Genomic DNA, 17,421 nt, shown 5'->3' with positions numbered 1-17,421 from the left:
CGTCGAACGGACCGCCCGGGGCGGTTCACCGCTTCCCGTCGAAGCTGGCGCCCGTCTCGCGGGCGACGGCGACCAGAAAGCCGAGTCCCTGCCGGACCTCGGGGTCCCGGAGCGCACGCGCCAGTCCGATGGCGCCGACCGGTTCGACCGGTTCGGCTCCCGCCTCCCCGACCGCCGAGAGCAGCGACGCGAGCGTCCCGGCGACGTCGTCGTCGGCTGCCGTGTCCGCCAGTTCGCCAAGCCGGGTGCCGGTCGCCGCGAGGTCGACCACCATGTCGTCGTCCATCGCGCCGGTCGCGAGCCCGGCGAGGTCCGCCAGCGCGGCGAGGTCGTCGAGCGTCCCCGACCGCTGCAGGCGGGCGAGCGTCTCGACCGCGTCGGCCAGGTCCCCGGCGTTCTCGCCGGTCGCCTCGCCGACCTTCGCCACCTCCTCGGTCGCCAGCCCGTCGGCCGCGGCGGCGAGGTTCGTCGCGGTGCCCGACAGCTCCTGGACCATGTCGTCGTCCATCGCGGCCGTGGCGAGTTCCGCGGTGTCGAGCAACTCGTTTGCGACGCCGAGCCGTTCGATGAACCGGGCGACCTCCTCGGGGTGTTCGGCGACGAGCGCCTCGAGGTCCGGCTCCGCGGCGTCCTCGGTCGCGTACTCCGCGTCCGACGTCACAGTAACCCCCTCGCGGTGAGCCAGTAGGACTCGTTGTAGCCGAGTTTCGCCCAGTGCAGCGGCTTCGACGGCTCGCGGACGTACGGCTCCTCGCCGTAGCTGAACTCGACGAAGGTGGCTTCGTCCATGCCGGCTTCGAGGAAGCAGACGGTCTTGCCGTCGAAGGTCGCCGTCGGCGGCAGGCCGCGGGCGCGGCTGGCGATCCGGTCGGCGACGACGCCCGCCTCGTAGTGGGCGACGCTGCCGGCCTTGCTCGTCGGCACGTCCGCGACGTCACCGATCGCGTAGACGTCTTCGGCGTTCGTCGCCTCGAGGGTGTTGCGGTCGACGTCGACCCAGCCGTCCTCGCCGAGGCCGGCGTCGACCACGAAGTCGCTGCCCGCGTGGGGCGGGATGGCCACCAGCAGGTCGTAGTCGAGTTCCCGGCCCTCGACCGTCTCGATGAGTTCCGCGTCGGGGTCGACCGACTCGACGTTGAAGAACGTCTCGAGGTTGATGTCCCGCTCCTCGAACAGGTCGGTCGCCCAGTCGGCGATCGATTCGAGGCCGTGGGCGCGGTTGATCGGGTAGGTGTAGGTAAGCTCGACGTCCTCGCGCAGGCCGCGCTCGCGGAGCCACGCGTCGGCCATCAGCACGAACTCGACGGGCGCGGCCGGGCACATGTGCGGCACGCCGACGACGCTCAACACGAGGTGGCCCTCGGTGAACTCGGCGAGGGCGTCCCGCAGGCGCTCGGCCCCGTCGGGGCCGTAGAAGTGGTGCCCGCCCTCGGCGAGCCCCGGCACGGCCTCGGGTTCGAGGGTGGCCCCGGTCGCCAGCACGAGCTGGTCGTAGGCGAGCAGCGAGCCGTCGGCGAACTGCAGTTTCTTCGCCTCCGTGTCGACGCCGGCGACCTCGTCGATTTCGAGGGTCACGCGCCGGTCGAGCAGGTCGGCGATCGGTCGCTTCGCGTCGTCGACCGTCTTCTTGCCGAACGGGACGTACAGGAACGTCGGCTTGTAGACGTGGTCCGGGTCGTCGGTGATTAGCCGGACCTCCACCTCGCCGGCGTCGATCTCGGACCGCAGTTCCTTCGCGAGCCGGTTCGCGAGGACCGTCCCGCCGGTCCCGCCGCCGACGACGGCGATTCGGTGCATCAGGACACCTCCAGGTAGATGCTCCAGTAGTCGTCGTGCTCTTCGATCTCGAGGAGTTCGTGGCCGGCCTCGTCGAGCCACTCGGGGACGTCAGTCGTCGAGTTGCGCGTCGAGGTCTGTAGTTCGACGACGGCGCCGGGGTCGAGCGTCTTCACCTTCCCGATGAGGTCCATCAGTGGCCCCGGGCAGGACGCGCCGCGCGAGTCGATCGTTACGTCGGTGTCGAGTTGCGGTTCGGTCATCGTGTACGGTCTCCGGTTGATGGTAGGCGCCGACCCCATATAATATTGTGCGGGTATTCCAATATAGTGGGAAACGGCGGAGCGGCGGACGAACGACGGCGTCCCGTCGGTTCGACCGCCACGGAACGGGACCCGGAAGGCGACTGCGTTCGGTCGCTCCGTGCGCGCATCCGCGATCGAATCGAATACCGGGCCCGCTCGGCCGTCGATCCGGGACGCGCCGCCCGGGCTATATTGCTCGCCGGACACACAACCATTATGTCGGTTCGGCCCGTACGTCGACGCGATGAGCGACACGCTCGACGAGGAACGGGAACGGATCAGGGAGCAAAAGAAACGGGAACTGATGAACCGCCTCGAAGGCGGCGACGGGTCGGAGGCGGCCGCGACCGACGCCGGCGCCCCCGACGAGCCGATTCCGATCGAGGGCGGCGACCACCTCGAATCCGTCGTCGAAACCCACGGGGTCGTCCTCGTCGACTGTTACGCCGACTGGTGTGGCCCCTGCCAGATGCTCGAACCGACGGTCGAGGCGCTCGCGGCCGAGACCGACGCCGCGGTCGCGAAGGTGGACGTCGACGCCCACCAGACCCTCGCCCGACAGCTCGGCGTCCAGGGCGTCCCGACGCTCGTGCTCTACGCCGACGGCGAACCGGTCGAACGCCTCGTCGGCGTTCAGGACCGGGGGACGCTCGAAGGGCTGATCGACCAGTTCGCCTGATCGCGAACCGCGCTCTCGAACGGACCGGTCAGCCGTCGACGGCGACGGGGCGTTCGTCGGCCTGCTCGTACTTGTCCTCGAACTCCTGGATGAGCTGGCCCATCTTGGCGTACCAGTCGTTGAGCAGCCGCTGCATGTCGTCTGCGATCTGTGACGGGTCCGTCGGCGAGTAGACGTGGTAGTAGCCGCCCTGATCGTAGTTGACCTGCTCTTTCTGGATGAACCCCGCCTTGAGCAGCCGCTGGATCGAGCGGTAGGCCGTCGAGCGCTCGCGGTCGACCGCCTCGGCGACCTCGTCGATCGTCAACGGCTCGTCGCTATCGACGAGCACCCGGAAACACTCCTTGTCCAGCTGTTTCAACCCGTGGAAACACTCCAGCAACCCCTCACACTCCATGTCCCGCTGCAGTTGTTCGATCATCGAGTCGGGCATCGTTCTGCCTCCGGGTTGGTCCTAGAGTAGCATAAGACCTTTGTAGGCGGCGTACAATTCTGATCGCTCACCACTCCGGTTCGAGCGCCTCGACGAGGGCGTCGACCTCCGCCTCGGTGGTGACGGCGTGGATCGACGCCCGGATCGCGTCGGGAGCGGGTAGCGACCGCACGACGATCCCCTCGTCGGCGAGACGCTCGACCGTCGCCTCGGGGTCGTCGACGTCGATCGTCACCAGCCCGGACTCCGGCGTCGCGGGGCTCAGGAGCCGCTCGTCGGGGACGGCGTCGGCGAGACGGCCCGCGAGCGTCGCGATCCGGGCGTCGATCTCCTCGACGCCGATCGCCTCGACCGTCTCGATCGCCGTCCCGAGGGCGACGTGTGGCGCCGGGTTCGCGGTACCGATCTCGAACCGCCGGGCGCCGGGTTCGAACTCGGGGTCCGGGTCGCCGGGGTCGACGACGCCCCGGTAGCCGACCGCCCGGGGCTGGAACCGGTCGACGACCGCCGAATCGACGTAGAGGAAGCCGGCGCCCCAGGTTCCCAGCAGCCACTTGTGGCCCGCCGCGGCGACGACGTCGGCGCCCCACTCGTCGACGGCAAGCGGGGTCTGGCCGGGGACCTGCACCGCGTCGACGATGACGAGCGCGCCCGCGTCGTGGGCGATCTCGACGAGTTCGTCGACCGGCAGGTGGGTCCCGTAGTTCCACGTGAGCGCGCTGAAGCAGACGAGTTTCGCTCCGCGGACGGCCTCGCGATAGGCGTCGAGGTCGAGGCGGCCGCGCTCGCTCTCGACGACCCGGACCTCGACGCCCAGCCGTTCGAGTCGCTGCCACGGCAGGATCCCCGCGGGGTGTTCGAGGTCGGTCCGGACGACGACGTCCCCGGGTTCCCACTGGAGCGCACAGCCGACCCGGTTGATGCCGTCGGTCGTGCTCCCCGTGAGCGCGACTTCCCCCTCGCTCGCGCCGAGGAAGTCGGCGACGGTCGCCCGCGCGTCGTCGTAGGCGTCGAACGCGGCCGTGTACGGCCCCTCGCGTCCGGGGGCGACGTACTCGTGGTGTTCGAGGAACGACTCCGCGGCCTCGACGACCCGGCGGGGGCTGGGCCCGGCCGCGCCGAAGTTCAGGTACGTCACGTCCTCGAGCGCCGGCATCTCGGCTCGCAGCGATTCGGGCGTCATCGTCTCTACGTCGCTCGCCCGGACACTTGCCGTTTCCGACCGCTCCCGGCCCGCATCCGTCGCCGGAACCCGGCCAGAACCGCACCGACCGCCAGCCGTAAGTATCCCTTCGAGAGACTCCCTCTATGGACGGTCGGGCAGTCGCCCCCGCCGCCGGCACCGTACTGAACGCGCTCGCGACGGGCACCGGGTCGGCGTTCGCGATCGACCTCGAGACGACCGCGACGGTCGACCTCACCGACGACGGCGAGATCGAGGGCACGATCGCCGAGGACCCCGAGGCGGACGCCGAACTGATCGAGCGCGGCGTCGCGGTCACCCTCGACCGCCACGCGGCGGCGGCGGGACGTGAGCGACGGGACGTCGGCGCGCGCGTCCACACCGAGAGCGAGGTGCCGCTGGCCGCGGGGCTGAAGAGTTCGAGCGCCGCGGCGAACGCGGCCGTGCTGGCGACCCTCGACGCCCTCGAAATCGCCGACGCCGTCGACCGGGTCGACGCCTGTCGACTCGGCGTGTACGCGGCGCGCGAGGCCGGCGTGACGGTGACCGGCGCGTTCGACGACGCCAGCGCCAGCATGCTCGGCGGCGTGACCGTCACCGACAATACGCGCGACGAACTGCTCGCCCGCGAGGCGGTCGACTGGCACGCGGTCGTCTACACGCCGCCCGAGCAGGCGTTCAGCGCCGACGCCGACGTCGCCGCCTGCGAGCGGATCGCCCCGGTGGCGGACCTCGTCGCCGAACTCGCCCTCGACGGCCGGTACGCCGAGGCGATGACGGTCAACGGCTTCGCCTTCTGCGGCGCGCTCGGCTTCCCGACGGCGCCGCTGCTCGATGCCCTCCCCGACGCCGCGGGCGTCTCGCTGTCGGGGACCGGCCCGAGTTACGTCGCCGTCGGCGAGCGCGAGGCGCTGGCGACGGTCCGGGACCGCTGGGAGGACCGCCCGGGGACGACGCGACTGCTCGCGACGCGGTCCGACGGAGCGACCACGACATGACAGGAGACGACGCAGCTACGACCGACGGAGGCGAGAACCGAACCCCCGAGGAGATGGATCTGGACGAACTCCGCGAGGAGATCCGCGAGATCGACCGCGACATCGTCGAACTCATTGCCCGCCGTACGTACGTCGCCGACACCATCGCACGGGTCAAGTCCGCCGAAGGGCTGCCGACGACCGACGAGAAGCAGGAAGTGCGCGTGATGGAACGCGCGGGCGAGAACGCCGACCGCTTCGACGTCGACGCGAACCTCGTGAAAGCGATCTTTCGGCTGTTGATCGAACTGAACAAAGTTGAGCAGCGTGAAAACAGGTAACACCTCACACAATCATAGCCCTAGTACGTCCGTACTTCGAGGCCGTCGATACGTCCGAAGTGCTTGGTGTTTCTCGTGATAACTGGTTCGTCGTTGAGAAGCGCAGTCGCAGCGATAATACAGTCTTCTCGCTCAATCCGTTCGACGCCATTGATTAGCTTACCGGAGAGTTTTCCGGCTTTTCGCATCACGGTGTGGTCGGCACTCACGACGTGCTTCGTTTCCAGTATCTCGAGAATTCGCTCCCGCTTCGTCTCCGGCGTTTGAGACCGAACAACGCCCTCGTAGAGTTCCAAAACCGTCACGGAGGACACTTTTTGTGGCCGCGCTTCTTTTTCGACGATATCGAGAATTCGTTTTGCGTTTTCATCGCCACGTAATAAGTCGATAATGAACGATGTGTCCTGAATCATTCCGATGTCTCGTCATCTCCAACTTCGTCTAACGCTGCTGTGAGGCGGTCACTCCGTTCGCTGGACTTCGTTCGTCCCTCCTCGATAGCGGCCTCGAGGTCCGCCGCCTCGTCCTCGGAGAGAATCCCTGTGACCTCGTTCCACGACCGTTCTCCCGCAAGGCGCTTGACGGTTTCACTGAAGCTTTCACCCTCTTTTTTTTCGGGCTTTCAGCCGCTCGTAGGCTTCCTCGTCGAGTGAAATCGTTTTCGTCGCCATCTTAGTACACAGTACTACATGCACGCTTAAAAATCCTAATGCGAAGCTCATTCGCTCGGTCGAAAGCTGAGCTAACGTAGCGAAAAACCGGAAAAATACACGAAACAGTGCAACGTGAGTTATCGAACTGAACAAAGTAGAGCAGCGAGAGAACCGGTAGTCGAATCCGGGGGGTTTCCGTTGCTGGTCGGGTAGCCAAATCTTCTTTCGGCAGTTGCCCTTTCGTTTCTCGCTCGATCGGCGAGAGCGAAACCGAGTGTACGAACGAGTCGCTTCGACGAAGAGGGCAGTTTATTCGACGTTATCCCGGATCACCATCACCTTCACCCTGCGAACACCGTCGAAATCACGGAGCCGGTACGTAAGCTCACGGACCCGCTCGGCGGCCCCGCGACAGAACAGCGATTCGAGGCACCACTCGCCTTGATGCGTGTGGCTCGTATTGAGGATAACGTCCTGATACTCGTGTTGGACAGCGTGGAGTTCCTGAATTACCTCGTGGTGGCGGTAGTCGAAACCGACGAGCGCGACGATCTCGCCGGTCGTATCTTCGAGGCGAGAGTGGGTTTCGATGAACTCCAGCATCGCTTCTCTCACCGCCCGTGACCGATTTCCGATCCCCTCGTCCTGCCATACTCGGTCGAACTCCTCGACTACGTCGTCGGGGATGTTGAAACTCGTTCTCATTACCCGGTACTGTACCGTGCAGCTACAAGAGACTCGTTATGACGAATCCCCTCGTTCGATATTAACAATCCCTAAAGTCAGCCGTTTCTGAGTACCAGGTGAGGCGATGTTCCCCAACGAACTGCTCGGTCCGCTCGTAGGTGCGGTCGCACTCGGTGCCGTTCATGGCCTCGAACCGGGCCACGGCTGGCCAGTTGCCGCCTCGTACGCGCTCGATCAAGCCAACAAGTGGGCCTACGGGTTCGCGGCGAGTTTCATCATCGGCGTCGGCCACCTCGTCAGCAGTATTGCGATGGTGGGAGTGTTCTTCTACGCGAAGGGCTACTTCGACCTCACACAGGTCAACGAACCGATCACGATACTCGGTGGCTTCCGGATCGGTGGGCCGGTCAGTCTCGTGGCCGGTGTCCTGCTGATCGGCCTCGGCATCCGCGAGTACTTCCACGGCCACTCCCACGGGAACGACCACGACCACGATCACGGACACCCGGACGACCAAGAACACGATTCGGACGAGCATCACCACCATACGCACGACCACGACGACGGCCATTCGCACGACCACGACGACGGCCATTCGCACGACCACGACGGCGGTGGACTCCCCTCCCGTCTAAAACGGTACGTCCCGTTCGTCGGTGGGCACGCTCACTCACACGATGACCTCGACGAGGCCGCCGACCGGGGGCTTCTCGGCATCGCGTGGTTCGCGTTCGTCCTCGGGTTCGCACACGAAGAGGAGTTCGAGATCATCGCGCTCTGTGCCGGGTCGAACTACTGCATCGAACTGATGAGTGCGTACGCTCTCACGGTCATCGTGGGTATCGTCGGACTGACGATGCTGTTGATTGCGGGCTACCACCACTCCGAGGAGAGAGTCGAGCAGTACACACCGTACCTCCCGGCGTTCTCCGCCGCCGTCCTCATCATCATGGGGGCAGGATTCGTCGTCGGCCTGTTCTGAGAGGGTATCTACCGACGTCCGGCCGGGTTCATCCGCATACTCGAACCGAGGCGCCTATCCCGTGATTTTGTGACTTCCGTGGGAGGAAGCCACCTTCGGTTCGCCACATAGCGACACGGACGTCAGCTACCTGAACGAGGCCGAACGGCGAGAGAATCGGCAGCAGCCGACGTACGAGGCGGCTCGGGTGAGCCAGTTCACCGGAGTGGGAGAGCAAGGGGTCCGCGTTTCGTTCGCGGAAGACGGGGCGATCCTGCCGAACGGGGGCCGGACGGGTTCACGATCGGCTCCCGGACTGCACTCGTGGCCCGTCCGACGCCGCTGCGAACGCCGCTATCGCGACGGGATCCGTTCGCTCGACGGACAGGTCCGAACCTCAGTCCTCGGCCGTCACCCCGCGGGGCGGTTCCGGGGCGGGGGCCGGCGGTTCGTGGGTGCCGAACTCGGGGTGGGTCTCCTCCATCCACAGGTAGACGACCGCGCCGGAGGCGAACATCAGGATCGCGGTCGCGTAGAACGCGGCTTCGAGGTTCACGAACTCCATCGAGAGGCCGATCAGGATCGCGCCGACGCCGTACCCCGAATCGCGCCACATCCGGTAGACGCCCATCCCCGCCGACCGCCACGTCGGGTGGGCGGCGTCGCCGGGGACGGTCATCAGGTTCGGGTAGAGCAGCGCCATCCCCAGACCGGAGACGCCGGCGAGGACGGCCCACGGGAGGTAGCCGTCGACGAGTACCATCCCGAGGACGCCGGCGCCGGCGAGGAACATCCCCCAGACGACGGGCGGGCGCCGCCCGATGCGGTCGGCGAGGCCGCCGGTACCGATCTGGAGGAAGTACATCGCGCTGTGGACGCCGACGACGACGCCGACGGCCTCGATGCCGAGGTCCCGACTCGTGAGGTACAGCGGCACGGCGATCCAGAACAGCGTGTCGACGAAGTTCTCGACGTGGCCCGCCTGCGCCGCCGCGAACAGCGTCCGGTCGCCGTAGGTCGCCCGCTTCAGCACCTCGCCGAACGGCAGGTTCGCGTCGTGGTGGTCGTCGTCGCCCTCCAGACGGGCGTACTGGACCGTCTCCTCGATCAGGAAGATCGAGACGAGCAGCGCGAGCACCACGACGACGGCGAGGAAGTAGAACGGCTCCGGCCGGAGGGCCGTCCGGGCGGCGATGGCGCCCGTGAGCCACGCGCCGACGGCGACGCCCGTGTAGCCGAACGACTCGTCGATGCCGACCGCGAGGCCGCGCTGTTCCGGCCCCGCGAGGTCGATCTTGGCGTTGATCGCCATGCTCCAGGTCAGCGCCTGGTTGACGCCCAGCAGGACGTTCCCGACCGTGATCCAGCCCCAACTGGGGGCGAAGATGAGGATCACGGGGAGGGGAAGTGCGGTCGCCCAGCCGAGGACGAGGACCGGCTTGCGGCCGTACTCCTCGCCCCACTTGCCGGCGTAGAGGTTGAGCACGGCCTTGACGAAGCCGAAGGAGACGACGAACGAGCCGATGACCAGAAACGACTCGACGCCGAGGTCCTCGCCCAGGACGGGGACAACGGTGCGCTCGGAGCCGATGGTCAGCCCGGTCGCGAACACCAGCAGGACGTGCAGCGAGAACTGCCCGACGTGTTCGCGGATGCCCTGTGTGAGATCGGATTCCGTGCCCATGGGTCACTCGGCCGCGCAGTTGTTCGGACCCGGTTCGCGGCCGGTCAGTTCGTCGTCGCCGTCGACGTTGAGGCTGTCCGGACTCTGCCGGTCGTCGTACTCCGCTTCGTGGCGAGCGTCGAGCGCGAGCGGGTCGTCCCCGCCGGCCCGTACTCGTTCGTCGAGTTCCTCGGGACTGATCTCCGACATCGATGTTCACCCGTAAGAGAACTAGTAGAATATAGGTACTGCCGGCCATGACCGGTACCGTTAATGATCTTCGGACGGTCGGTACGGATATGAGCCTCTACGAAGCCTCGTTCCGGGTCAAACACGAGTGTCCGTACCGCGAGATCTCGGAGCGACACCCGGACCTCACGATCCGCGAGTGGTACCTGAGCGACTGCCAGGTGATCGAGATCACGTCCCCGGAGTCGCCGACCGAGGAGTTACTCGAGGAGATCGACGAACTGGGAACGATCCTCCACGAATCGATCGACGAGACCGGCCTGCACGTCGTCACGCAGTCCTGTCTCTGCTCGCTCGAAGGGTCGATTCTGGAGCGGTTCGAGGAACACGACTGCCTCTACCAGCCGCCGACGATCCACCGTCAGGGCTGGGAGCACTACACGGTGGTCGCGTTCGACGAGGCCGACGTCCGGGCGCTGCTGCGTGACCTCGAGGCGGACCGGGACATCGACCTGCTCTCGAAGACCGCCATCGCGGAACAGCGGATCTCCCACAGCATGCTGGCGCCGGTCGACCAGCTGTTCGAGGGGCTGACCGACCGGCAGCTTGCGGCGCTGCAACTGGCCCTCGAGAACGGCTACTACGAACAGCCGCGGGGGACGTCGCTGCGCGAGCTGGCCGAGCGGACCGCCGTGGCCCGCTCGACGTTCGAGGAGCACCTCCGGAAGGCGGAGAACAAGCTCCTGACGAACGCCGGCAGCTACCTGCGGCTGGTCACGGCCACCGCCGGGCCGAACCCGCTGCGGGCGGACTCGCCGGACGCCGCACCGGGGAGCGCCGACTGACCGCGCTCCGGGGTCAGCCGATCGTGAGGACTTCGTCCGCGTCTTCGACGACGCGGAGGCAGTCTCCCATCGTCGAGCGGGGCCGGAGGTCGTCCGGTTCGATGTCGCGGGAGTCGAGGCAGGTCCCGCACGCGAGGAGTTCGCCGCCGTTTCGGGTGTACTTGACCATCACGCCGTGGGGGTTGAACTTCTCGTGTTCGAGGTCGGGGGCGTCGACGCCGTCGCCGAGGAGGAACACCTCGACGTCGTGGTCGGCGTCGAGGGCGGTGTTCGCGAGTCGGAAGGCGTTCCAGACGCGTTCCGGGTCGTTCGTCTCGAGGATGATTCCGAGGCGCATGGGGGAGGCGACGGCCCGCGCGTACTCAAGTGTCGGGGGTCGGTTCGGCGCGGTGGGAATCGCCGTCACAGATGCGAACGCGGGCCGACCGGACGGAACGTCGGCGTCTCCTCCAAGAGGTGCCGGAGGACGGGCACGTGCCCGTTCCCGACGAGGACCAGCACCCGCCGGTCGTCCGGTTCGATCGCGCGCCAGAGCGCGTGGACCATCCGGAGGTTTCGCTCGTACCAGGTCGCGAGCAGCCGCGGGCCGCCGAAGTTGTCGCCCTCGCCGAGTCGGAGGTACTCGTCGAACATCGCCTCGTTGTTCGCGGAGACCTGCTCCTCGCGGTTCAGCCACCGGTGGAACTCGACGATCGAGGAGTCGGCCAGTCGCCGCCCCCACTCCCGGACCCTCTCCTCGGGGTCCGGAAGCGACGCCGACACCTTCGTCTCCGGTTCGAACCCCCGTTCGCGCAGGGCCTCGACCTCCTCGTTGCCGAGCTTCGTCGGACTGTCGATCGGGGAGACGCGCTCGTGGTCCAGCTTCTCGGCGAGCCGGAAGCCGATCTGGACGACCTCGCTGCGACACTCGGTGTCCGGCTCGTTCCGGAAGGGGTGTGGCGGGTCGATCTCCTCCTCGCGGTCGTACGCCCGCTCGCCGGCGCGGTACTCGTCGTAGAGGGCGTTCACGGCGTCGGCCCTGTCGTAGGGCCGTTCGACGGCGACGCGGTCGGGGTTCCAGCGGGCGAGCGAGTCGGTCAGTTCCTCGAGTTCGGCCTGCCGGCGCGGCACGAGGACGTCGTCGACGTCGAGGGTCGCCGCGTCCAGCCCCGGCTCGTCCATGTGGTACGTGCCGAGCACCATCGCGCGGACCTCCTCGCCGTCGCGGGACGGCCGGCCGTCGGACGGCGTTCCGGAATCCGACATGCCGTCGACACCCCTCTCGCGTCGTAAATACCTTCCGCGAGACGATCGCGATCGAACGTGGCGGGCGTCACCGGTTCGCCTCGAACCACTCGACGGCGAAGTCGACCAGCGCCCGCTGGCTCGCCAGTTTCGCCGTCGCGGCGCCGACGGGCCCCTCCGCGAGGCCGACCTCCCGCTCGAAGGCCGCGCCGAGGTCGGGGAAGTCCTCGGTGCTCGTCTCGATGTCCTCGTACTCCGCGAGGACCCGTTCGCCGTCCCGGAGGACGGCCGCGGCGTTGGAGACGGTCGCCGTCGGAATCTCGGCCCGGTACTCCGCGAGGTGCAGCGAGGTGTCGCTGTCGTGGCCGACGCCGAGCAGGAGCACCCGGCCGTCGCGCTCGTAGATGCGCGCCAGCGGCGACCCCTCGCCGAGGGCGTCGTCGAGGGCGTGGTCGGCGACGACCGCCTCGGCGTCGGCGCCCCACGCCGCGAACGAGACGGTCGGGTGGTCGCTCCGGACGACGTCCGGGTAGGTGCGAAAGCACTCCGGGACGGCGCCCATCCCCCGCGTCGGCGTGACCGCCGGCCGGAACGGCGGCATCGACTCGCGGATGATGTCGACCCACGACTCCGGGACCGGCGGGTTCGACCACGCCGCGGGGTCGGAGTACTGGCCCGAGTGGGTCGGCATCACGAGCGTCCCCGCGTCGGTCACGACCGTCCGCAGGGCCTCGACGACGGCCTGCGCGCCGCCGGCGACCCAGCCGAGTTCGCTCAGCGACGAGTGGACGAGGAGGGTGTCGCCCGCCTCGACCCCGAGTGCGCGCAGGTCGTCGGCGAGCGAGGCGACGGTGACCGGTTCGTCGACCCGCTCGACGGCGTCGGCTTCGTTCATGGCGTCGAGGTCGCAACCGCGCTCCGTCAGTGTTTCGTCGGCGCTCGGGGCGGCCCCGCGTGAGCGGGTCGAACGCGGTCCGACCTCCTCCCAGTGGGGCGATTCTCTCGGCGCGAGACGGGATCAGGGCCTTCTTAACCGTCGCTTACCACGTTCGGACGATGAGCATTCCGTCGTTCGTCATCGGCATCGCGGGGGGGACGGGGGCCGGCAAGACGACGGTCGCTCGGGAGGTCGCCGACACCGTCGGCGAGGCCGTCACCCGGATTCCGGTCGACAACTACTACGAGGACCTCTCGCACCTCGACTACGAGGAACGGAAGACGGTCAACTACGACCACCCCTCGGCGTTCGAGTGGGAACTCCTGCGCGAGCACCTCGACGCGCTGACGATGGGCCAGCCGGTCGAGATGCCCCAGTACGACTTCGAACGGCACAACCGCAAGGACGAGACGGTCCGCGTCGAACCGACGGACGTGATCGTCCTCGAAGGGATCTTCGCGCTGTACGACGAGGCGGTCCTCGACATGCTCGACCTCCGGGTGTACGTGATGACCGACGCCGACGTCCGCATCCTCCGGCGCATCCAGCGAGACGTCATCGATCGCGGCCGCGACCTCGAAGGGGTCATCGAGCAGTACCTCGGGACGGTCAAGCCGATGCACGAGCAGTTCGTCGCGCCGACGAAGAAACGCGCCGACGTGATCATCCCCGAAGGTGCAAACCGGATGGCCGTCGACCTGCTCACCGAGAAGGTCGAGGCCGAACTCGGCGGCGACGGCCCCGCGTCGCCGTTCGACTCGGTCGAAGAGCGCGAGACGACCGTCGAACCCGACGGCGACGGCACGAGCGCCGGCGACTGAGGAAACCGGGGGCTACTCCCCTCGTCCGGCCTGAGAGTCCCGGTGTAGGGAACAATGATTGATGGGCGGAGTCGGTAAAGCCGGCGCCATGACAGCGCCCCACCGGCGGCGATTCCTGCTCGCGACGGCGACGACGGCGACGGTCGGCCCGGCGGCCGCCGCCGTCGCCCGGCGGAAGCGCGACCGCGCGGCCGACGACCGCGAGCGGCCGGCCCGGACGGCGGACGCGGCCGACGAGACGGGAGCGGATCGCGACGACGACGCCGGCGCCGACGCCGACGACGAACCGACCGGCTGTGACGACCGGACAGCCGACGGCCGCGACGGCTCGAAAGCGAAGCGCGGCGCGGACGCCGACGATCCGGCGTCCGCGGGCGACGGGAAGGCCGGCAAGCGGGTCACGTTCCTCGACTGCGGACGGGTCCGGATCGTCGGCGATTACGCTGACGTCATCCTCTCGATCGCGTTCGATTCCGGCGACGGCGCGGTCGGGACCATCGTCGAACCCGTCGGCGGCGTCGACGGCGAGCGGACGATCGACGCGGCCGCGGAGTTCGACCTCGATCCGGAGACGACCGTCCTCGCGGCGGTCGAACTGTTCGAGACCGAAGGGGTCGCGACGCCGGGGCTCGGCGATCTGCGGGCCGTGAATCCGGACGAGGAAGCGTGTCTCGCGGAGCGACTCGGCCACCTCGACGGCGTCGACGGGTGAGCGGTTCCGACGAGGGCGCGGTCACCGGACGACGGTGACCGGGACCGGGGCGCGCCGGACGACGACCTCGGCGACGCTCCCGAGGTGGAGGTGCGAGGCCCCGCCGCGACCGTAACTCCCCAGCACGACGTGGTCGACGTCGCTCTCCTCGGCGAAGGCGACGATGGTCTCCGCGGGCGGGCCGACGCTGGTCTCGCGCTCGACGCCGTCGGGGTCGACGCCGACCGCGTCGAGGGCGCGGTCGAACAGCCGCTCGGCCCGCTCGCGTTCGGCCTCGTGCCACGCGTCGGTCAGCGGCTGGGCCGTCTCCCCCTCGGGGTCGGCGTCGAAGGGGTCGAGCGCGTGGAAGACGACGATCGTCGAGTCGGGGAACGTCTCGACTGCGTGTTCGAACGCGGCGACGGACTGCGCGGAGCCGTCGAGCGCGACCAGGACGCGGTGGGCCATGCGAGGGGGTTCGTCGACCCGGGCCAAAAGCGTATCCCGGTTCGGGGGCGAGGATTTTCACCCTCCGCGTCGAACCGTCGACCGATGTACGACGCGATCCTGGTGGCGACCGACGGCGGGGCCGGCGCCGAGCGGGCGATCGAGGAGGCGATCGAACTGGCAACCGTCCACGACGCGCGTTTGCACGCGCTGTACGTCGTCAACTCGTCGGCCATCGCGCCCGGCGTCGACTTCGAGGACCTCGAATCGATCGGCCGGGACGCGGTCGACCACGTCGCGGCGACGGCGCGGGAGGCGGGACTCGAAGACGTCGAGACCGCCGTCACCCACGGGCTGCGCCACCGGGCGATCCTCGACTACGTCGACGCCCACGACGTCGACCTCGTGGTCGTGGGCCGGGGGCGCGGACTGGATCGGCTCCTCCGGGGTGGCACCTCGGACCGGGTCTTCGAGGCCGCCTCGGTCCCGGTGCTGGTCGTCCGGTGACGCGACCGTGGCCGAGACGCTTTTGCCGACGCCGTCGAAATCCCCACGACCCATGGACGAACAGGATCGAGTCGCGACGTTCCTCGAAACGTACGACCTCGACGCGGCGCCCGAGAACCGCGTCCTCGACCTCGTCTCGGAGGTCGGCGAGGTCGCCACGGAGGTAAACGAGTCGACCGACTACGGCGCGAGCCCCGACGACGTCGCGGTCGCACGCGACGAACTGGGCGACGCGCTGTTCTCGCTGCTCTCGGTCTGCGAGGCCGTCGACGTCGACGCGTCGGCGGCGCTCGACGAGGCGCTCGCGAAGTACGAGCGACGGCTCTCGGAGACGGGGACGGCGGCCTCCGGCGAGTAGCGCCGGGGGCGACGTGGACGACGTGCCGTCGCCCCGCCGGTCGCGTGCGAATGGGTATCGATTCGAAACCGGTCGACCCTGCCGGGTCGGGAAGGTCTTTTTGCGGGGGTAGTCAAGGATCGGCCGATTCTCGTGGCACGACGGGTCCCGAATCCGATCCGGCTGTCGATCCTCTGGATCGGACTCGCGCTGGCGCGAGCCGGGCTGATCGAGGCCGAGCGAGCGCGGCGTACCGCCGACCTCGCGTGGCCGCGTGTCGTCACCGGCATCGCCCGGATGTCGAAGAACGCCGTCGACGTCGCGATGGTGGGGGTCGCCCTCGGCTCGGCGGCCATCGCCGGCGTCGGCTTCGCCTCGCCGTTCTGGGGGCTCGCGTTCTCGATCGGCGGCGGGATCGCCGCCGGGACGATCGCGCTGGTCTCCCAGCGCTACGGCGCCGGCGCGTACGGCGGCCTCGCCCAGGCGGTGCGGTCGAGCGCGTTCCTCGTCGTCGCCGTCTCCCTGCCGATTACGGCCGTCTTCTGGACGTACCCCGCCGAACTGATCTCGCTCATCAGCGACGACCCCGAGGCCGTCGCCTACGGGGCGACGTACCTGCGGATCGTCGGCTTCGGCATCCCGTTTGCCGGCCTCAACCTCATCGGCAGCCGCGTCTTCGTCGGGATGGACGACGCCCGGACGCCGATGCTCCTCCGGGCGGGCGGGGCGATGGTCAACGTCGTGCTCAACGCCGCCCTGATCTTCGGCTTCGAGATGGGCGTCGCCGGCGCCGCGCTGGGGACCGTCATCTCGAACGTCGTCGTGACCACGGCGTTCGCGGCCGGCCTCGTCGCGGGTCGGCTCCCCGGCGCCGGGCGGTTCCCCGTCGCGGTCGACCCGGTCGGCCGCTACGTCGACCCCGAGACGATCCGCGACCTGATCACGATCGGCCTCCCCGTGATGGGACGCAACCTCGTCTGGACCGTCGCGGAGTTCCCCATGCTCGCCATCGTCGACATCTTCGGCCGGGACACGGTCGCCGCCTACGTCATCGTCCGGCGCATCTGGGGGGTCATGAACACGCCCGGCTGGGGGTTCGGGCTGGCCGCGTCGAGCCTCGTCGGGCAGGTGCTCGGGACCGGCGACGAGGGGACCGCCGAACGCTACGGCCGCGAGATCGTCCGCTTCGCCGTCGCGGTCTACGTCGTCTCCGCGACGATCGTCTTCCTCTTCGCGGAGCCGATCACTCTCGCGTTCACCGAGGACCCGAGCGAACTGTCGATCCCGACGGCCGTGACGCTCGTCTACGCCGCCTGCGTCGCCGTCGTCTTTCAGGGCGTCGCCGGCAGCGCCGCCGGGGCCCTCGACGCCACCGGCGACACCCGCTGGCCCTTCTACAGCCAGTTTCTCGGCATGTTCGGCGTCGAGATCCCGCTCGCGTACCTCGGCGCGGCCGGGCTGTCGATCCCGTCGGTCACCGTCCCCCTCGTCGGCGTCACCCTCCCCGCGGTGTCGATCCCCGCGATCGGGCTGTGGGGGCTGTACCTCGGGTTCGTCGCCGAGACCGGCGTCCCCGCCGCGATCAACTACTACCGGTTCTCGACCGGCCGGTGGAAGGCGATCAGCCGGGGCTACCGCCCGGAACCGGTCACCGCGGACGACTGAGCCGACCGGCCGGCCGTTTCCTTTCTTTCCGAAACCGACTGACCGAAAGGCAGATTTAGGGCGATCACGTACGTCGGACCAGAGATGATCGCCGACCGTC

At 68.5% G+C, this 17,421-nt stretch carries 23 protein-coding genes and 1 pseudogene; 10 read left to right on the top strand and 14 right to left on the bottom strand.

What is annotated here, in order from left to right:
• Window positions 1-25 precede the first annotated feature (25 nt).
• Genes NKG98_RS05240 through NKG98_RS05230 form a run of 3 tightly spaced genes read right to left on the bottom strand, consistent with a single transcriptional unit; the run spans window position 26 to window position 2,039 of the window.
• The gene (locus NKG98_RS05240; RefSeq protein WP_254768607.1) at window positions 26-661 is read right to left on the bottom strand and encodes a helical membrane plugin domain-containing protein; all 636 of its coding nucleotides are present in this window, start codon (window positions 659-661) and stop codon (window positions 26-28) included.
• Window positions 658-1,797 (bottom strand): NAD(P)/FAD-dependent oxidoreductase, encoded by a 1,140-nt coding sequence (locus NKG98_RS05235; RefSeq protein ID WP_254768606.1) that lies wholly within the window; start codon window positions 1,795-1,797, stop codon window positions 658-660. Before NKG98_RS05235 ends, NKG98_RS05240 begins: the two co-directional genes overlap by 4 nt.
• Window positions 1,797-2,039: a sulfurtransferase TusA family protein gene (locus NKG98_RS05230; RefSeq protein ID WP_254768605.1), complete on the bottom strand. Its 243-nt coding sequence runs from the start codon at window positions 2,037-2,039 to the stop codon at window positions 1,797-1,799. The genes NKG98_RS05235 and NKG98_RS05230 overlap by 1 nt, the downstream gene beginning before the upstream one ends.
• Before the next feature lie 286 nt (window positions 2,040-2,325).
• On the opposite strand from NKG98_RS05230, the gene NKG98_RS05225 reads away from it, so the two are divergent.
• Window positions 2,326-2,760: a thioredoxin family protein gene (locus NKG98_RS05225; RefSeq protein ID WP_254768604.1), complete on the top strand. Its 435-nt coding sequence runs from the start codon at window positions 2,326-2,328 to the stop codon at window positions 2,758-2,760.
• A gap of 28 nt (window positions 2,761-2,788) precedes the next feature.
• On the opposite strand, the gene NKG98_RS05220 is transcribed toward NKG98_RS05225, so the two are convergent.
• Both NKG98_RS05220 and NKG98_RS05215 read right to left on the bottom strand, forming a co-directional pair.
• Window positions 2,789-3,193 (bottom strand): helix-turn-helix domain-containing protein, encoded by a 405-nt coding sequence (locus NKG98_RS05220; RefSeq protein ID WP_254768603.1) that lies wholly within the window; start codon window positions 3,191-3,193, stop codon window positions 2,789-2,791.
• A 67-nt stretch (window positions 3,194-3,260) separates the two neighbouring features.
• Complete coding sequence (locus tag NKG98_RS05215; RefSeq protein ID WP_254768602.1) at window positions 3,261-4,376, bottom strand: aminotransferase class V-fold PLP-dependent enzyme; 1,116 nt, start codon at window positions 4,374-4,376, stop codon at window positions 3,261-3,263.
• A 125-nt stretch (window positions 4,377-4,501) separates the two neighbouring features.
• Here NKG98_RS05215 and NKG98_RS05210 point away from each other — a divergent pair, with 125 nt between their 5' ends.
• Both NKG98_RS05210 and NKG98_RS05205 read left to right on the top strand, forming a co-directional pair.
• Window positions 4,502-5,374, top strand: a complete 873-nt coding sequence (locus NKG98_RS05210; protein WP_254768601.1) for a shikimate kinase — start codon at window positions 4,502-4,504, stop codon at window positions 5,372-5,374.
• A complete protein-coding gene (locus NKG98_RS05205; RefSeq protein WP_254768600.1) occupies window positions 5,371-5,694 on the top strand; it encodes a chorismate mutase in 324 nt (107 codons plus the stop codon). Before NKG98_RS05210 ends, NKG98_RS05205 begins: the two co-directional genes overlap by 4 nt.
• 20 nt (window positions 5,695-5,714) lie before the next feature.
• Here NKG98_RS05205 and NKG98_RS05200 read toward each other — a convergent pair whose 3' ends face one another.
• From NKG98_RS05200 to NKG98_RS05190, 3 genes and pseudogenes are all read right to left on the bottom strand, one after another.
• The gene (locus NKG98_RS05200) at window positions 5,715-6,107 is read right to left on the bottom strand and encodes a type II toxin-antitoxin system VapC family toxin (RefSeq protein WP_254768599.1); all 393 of its coding nucleotides are present in this window, start codon (window positions 6,105-6,107) and stop codon (window positions 5,715-5,717) included.
• Window positions 6,104-6,365, bottom strand: a pseudogene (locus tag NKG98_RS05195) (antitoxin VapB family protein). The gene NKG98_RS05200 and the pseudogene NKG98_RS05195 overlap by 4 nt, the downstream one beginning before the upstream one ends.
• A gap of 291 nt (window positions 6,366-6,656) precedes the next feature.
• Window positions 6,657-7,052, bottom strand: a complete 396-nt coding sequence (locus NKG98_RS05190) for a CopG family ribbon-helix-helix protein (protein ID WP_254768598.1) — start codon at window positions 7,050-7,052, stop codon at window positions 6,657-6,659.
• A 106-nt stretch (window positions 7,053-7,158) separates the two neighbouring features.
• On the opposite strand from NKG98_RS05190, the gene NKG98_RS05185 reads away from it, so the two are divergent.
• Entirely contained in the window at window positions 7,159-8,016 is an 858-nt protein-coding gene (locus tag NKG98_RS05185) for a hypothetical protein (protein WP_254768597.1), read from the top strand.
• Between the two features lie 376 nt (window positions 8,017-8,392).
• On the opposite strand, the gene NKG98_RS05180 is transcribed toward NKG98_RS05185, so the two are convergent.
• Together NKG98_RS05180 and NKG98_RS05175 are read right to left on the bottom strand one after the other, a co-directional pair.
• A complete protein-coding gene (locus NKG98_RS05180; RefSeq protein WP_254768596.1) occupies window positions 8,393-9,679 on the bottom strand; it encodes an MFS transporter in 1,287 nt (428 codons plus the stop codon).
• Window positions 9,680-9,682: 3 nt separating this feature from the next.
• A complete protein-coding gene (locus NKG98_RS05175; protein ID WP_254768595.1) occupies window positions 9,683-9,868 on the bottom strand; it encodes a hypothetical protein in 186 nt (61 codons plus the stop codon).
• 89 nt (window positions 9,869-9,957) lie between these two features.
• Here NKG98_RS05175 and NKG98_RS05170 point away from each other — a divergent pair, with 89 nt between their 5' ends.
• A complete protein-coding gene (locus NKG98_RS05170; RefSeq protein WP_254768594.1) occupies window positions 9,958-10,692 on the top strand; it encodes a helix-turn-helix domain-containing protein in 735 nt (244 codons plus the stop codon).
• A 13-nt stretch (window positions 10,693-10,705) separates the two neighbouring features.
• Here NKG98_RS05170 and NKG98_RS05165 read toward each other — a convergent pair whose 3' ends face one another.
• From NKG98_RS05165 to NKG98_RS05155, 3 genes are all read right to left on the bottom strand, one after another.
• The gene (locus tag NKG98_RS05165; RefSeq protein WP_254768593.1) at window positions 10,706-11,029 is read right to left on the bottom strand and encodes a DsrE family protein; all 324 of its coding nucleotides are present in this window, start codon (window positions 11,027-11,029) and stop codon (window positions 10,706-10,708) included.
• Between the two features lie 65 nt (window positions 11,030-11,094).
• On the bottom strand, window positions 11,095-11,937 hold the full coding sequence (locus NKG98_RS05160; RefSeq protein WP_254768592.1) for a DUF5694 domain-containing protein: 843 nt from the start codon (window positions 11,935-11,937) through the stop codon (window positions 11,095-11,097).
• A 67-nt stretch (window positions 11,938-12,004) separates the two neighbouring features.
• Window positions 12,005-12,811: an AAC(3) family N-acetyltransferase gene (locus NKG98_RS05155; RefSeq protein ID WP_254768591.1), complete on the bottom strand. Its 807-nt coding sequence runs from the start codon at window positions 12,809-12,811 to the stop codon at window positions 12,005-12,007.
• A 161-nt stretch (window positions 12,812-12,972) separates the two neighbouring features.
• Here NKG98_RS05155 and udk point away from each other — a divergent pair, with 161 nt between their 5' ends.
• Window positions 12,973-13,674, top strand: coding sequence for a uridine kinase (gene udk, locus NKG98_RS05150; RefSeq protein ID WP_254768590.1), 702 nt, complete (start codon window positions 12,973-12,975; stop codon window positions 13,672-13,674).
• An 88-nt stretch (window positions 13,675-13,762) separates the two neighbouring features.
• Window positions 13,763-14,386, top strand: a complete 624-nt coding sequence (locus NKG98_RS05145; protein ID WP_254768589.1) for a hypothetical protein — start codon at window positions 13,763-13,765, stop codon at window positions 14,384-14,386.
• A 21-nt stretch (window positions 14,387-14,407) separates the two neighbouring features.
• On the opposite strand, the gene NKG98_RS05140 is transcribed toward NKG98_RS05145, so the two are convergent.
• Entirely contained in the window at window positions 14,408-14,833 is a 426-nt protein-coding gene (locus NKG98_RS05140; RefSeq protein ID WP_254768588.1) for a universal stress protein, read from the bottom strand.
• 84 nt (window positions 14,834-14,917) lie between these two features.
• On the opposite strand from NKG98_RS05140, the gene NKG98_RS05135 reads away from it, so the two are divergent.
• From NKG98_RS05135 to NKG98_RS05125, 3 genes are all read left to right on the top strand, one after another.
• Window positions 14,918-15,319, top strand: a complete 402-nt coding sequence (locus NKG98_RS05135; protein WP_254768587.1) for a universal stress protein — start codon at window positions 14,918-14,920, stop codon at window positions 15,317-15,319.
• Between the two features lie 52 nt (window positions 15,320-15,371).
• The gene (locus NKG98_RS05130; protein WP_254768586.1) at window positions 15,372-15,677 is read left to right on the top strand and encodes a MazG-like family protein; all 306 of its coding nucleotides are present in this window, start codon (window positions 15,372-15,374) and stop codon (window positions 15,675-15,677) included.
• A gap of 132 nt (window positions 15,678-15,809) precedes the next feature.
• Complete coding sequence (locus NKG98_RS05125; RefSeq protein ID WP_254768585.1) at window positions 15,810-17,321, top strand: MATE family efflux transporter; 1,512 nt, start codon at window positions 15,810-15,812, stop codon at window positions 17,319-17,321.
• Window positions 17,322-17,421 lie beyond the last annotated feature (100 nt).

It is taken from the genome of Salinilacihabitans rarus (assembly GCF_024296665.1).
Classification (GTDB): Archaea; Halobacteriota; Halobacteria; order Halobacteriales; family Natrialbaceae; genus Salinilacihabitans; species Salinilacihabitans rarus.
The sequence above is the reverse complement of the archived record's forward strand: the minus strand, read 5'-3'. Positions and strand labels throughout refer to the sequence as shown.

Excerpts from the sequence above, each read along its gene's own strand:
- NKG98_RS05235 (WP_254768606.1), bottom strand. The coding sequence starts at position 1,797 with ATGCACCGAATCGCCGTCGTCGGCGGCGGGACCGGCGGGACGGTCCTC.
- NKG98_RS05230 (WP_254768605.1), bottom strand. The coding sequence starts at position 2,039 with ATGACCGAACCGCAACTCGACACCGACGTAACGATCGACTCGCGCGGC.
- NKG98_RS05225 (WP_254768604.1), top strand. The coding sequence starts at position 2,326 with ATGAGCGACACGCTCGACGAGGAACGGGAACGGATCAGGGAGCAAAAG.
- NKG98_RS05220 (WP_254768603.1), bottom strand. The coding sequence starts at position 3,193 with ATGCCCGACTCGATGATCGAACAACTGCAGCGGGACATGGAGTGTGAG.
- NKG98_RS05215 (WP_254768602.1), bottom strand. The coding sequence starts at position 4,376 with ATGACGCCCGAATCGCTGCGAGCCGAGATGCCGGCGCTCGAGGACGTG.
- NKG98_RS05210 (WP_254768601.1), top strand. The coding sequence starts at position 4,502 with ATGGACGGTCGGGCAGTCGCCCCCGCCGCCGGCACCGTACTGAACGCG.
- NKG98_RS05205 (WP_254768600.1), top strand. The coding sequence starts at position 5,371 with ATGACAGGAGACGACGCAGCTACGACCGACGGAGGCGAGAACCGAACC.
- NKG98_RS05200 (WP_254768599.1), bottom strand. The coding sequence starts at position 6,107 with ATGATTCAGGACACATCGTTCATTATCGACTTATTACGTGGCGATGAA.
- NKG98_RS05190 (WP_254768598.1), bottom strand. The coding sequence starts at position 7,052 with ATGAGAACGAGTTTCAACATCCCCGACGACGTAGTCGAGGAGTTCGAC.
- NKG98_RS05185 (WP_254768597.1), top strand. The coding sequence starts at position 7,159 with ATGTTCCCCAACGAACTGCTCGGTCCGCTCGTAGGTGCGGTCGCACTC.
- NKG98_RS05180 (WP_254768596.1), bottom strand. The coding sequence starts at position 9,679 with ATGGGCACGGAATCCGATCTCACACAGGGCATCCGCGAACACGTCGGG.
- NKG98_RS05175 (WP_254768595.1), bottom strand. The coding sequence starts at position 9,868 with ATGTCGGAGATCAGTCCCGAGGAACTCGACGAACGAGTACGGGCCGGC.
- NKG98_RS05170 (WP_254768594.1), top strand. The coding sequence starts at position 9,958 with ATGAGCCTCTACGAAGCCTCGTTCCGGGTCAAACACGAGTGTCCGTAC.
- NKG98_RS05165 (WP_254768593.1), bottom strand. The coding sequence starts at position 11,029 with ATGCGCCTCGGAATCATCCTCGAGACGAACGACCCGGAACGCGTCTGG.
- NKG98_RS05160 (WP_254768592.1), bottom strand. The coding sequence starts at position 11,937 with ATGTCGGATTCCGGAACGCCGTCCGACGGCCGGCCGTCCCGCGACGGC.
- NKG98_RS05155 (WP_254768591.1), bottom strand. The coding sequence starts at position 12,811 with ATGAACGAAGCCGACGCCGTCGAGCGGGTCGACGAACCGGTCACCGTC.
- udk (WP_254768590.1), top strand. The coding sequence starts at position 12,973 with ATGAGCATTCCGTCGTTCGTCATCGGCATCGCGGGGGGGACGGGGGCC.
- NKG98_RS05145 (WP_254768589.1), top strand. The coding sequence starts at position 13,763 with ATGACAGCGCCCCACCGGCGGCGATTCCTGCTCGCGACGGCGACGACG.
- NKG98_RS05140 (WP_254768588.1), bottom strand. The coding sequence starts at position 14,833 with ATGGCCCACCGCGTCCTGGTCGCGCTCGACGGCTCCGCGCAGTCCGTC.
- NKG98_RS05135 (WP_254768587.1), top strand. The coding sequence starts at position 14,918 with ATGTACGACGCGATCCTGGTGGCGACCGACGGCGGGGCCGGCGCCGAG.
- NKG98_RS05130 (WP_254768586.1), top strand. The coding sequence starts at position 15,372 with ATGGACGAACAGGATCGAGTCGCGACGTTCCTCGAAACGTACGACCTC.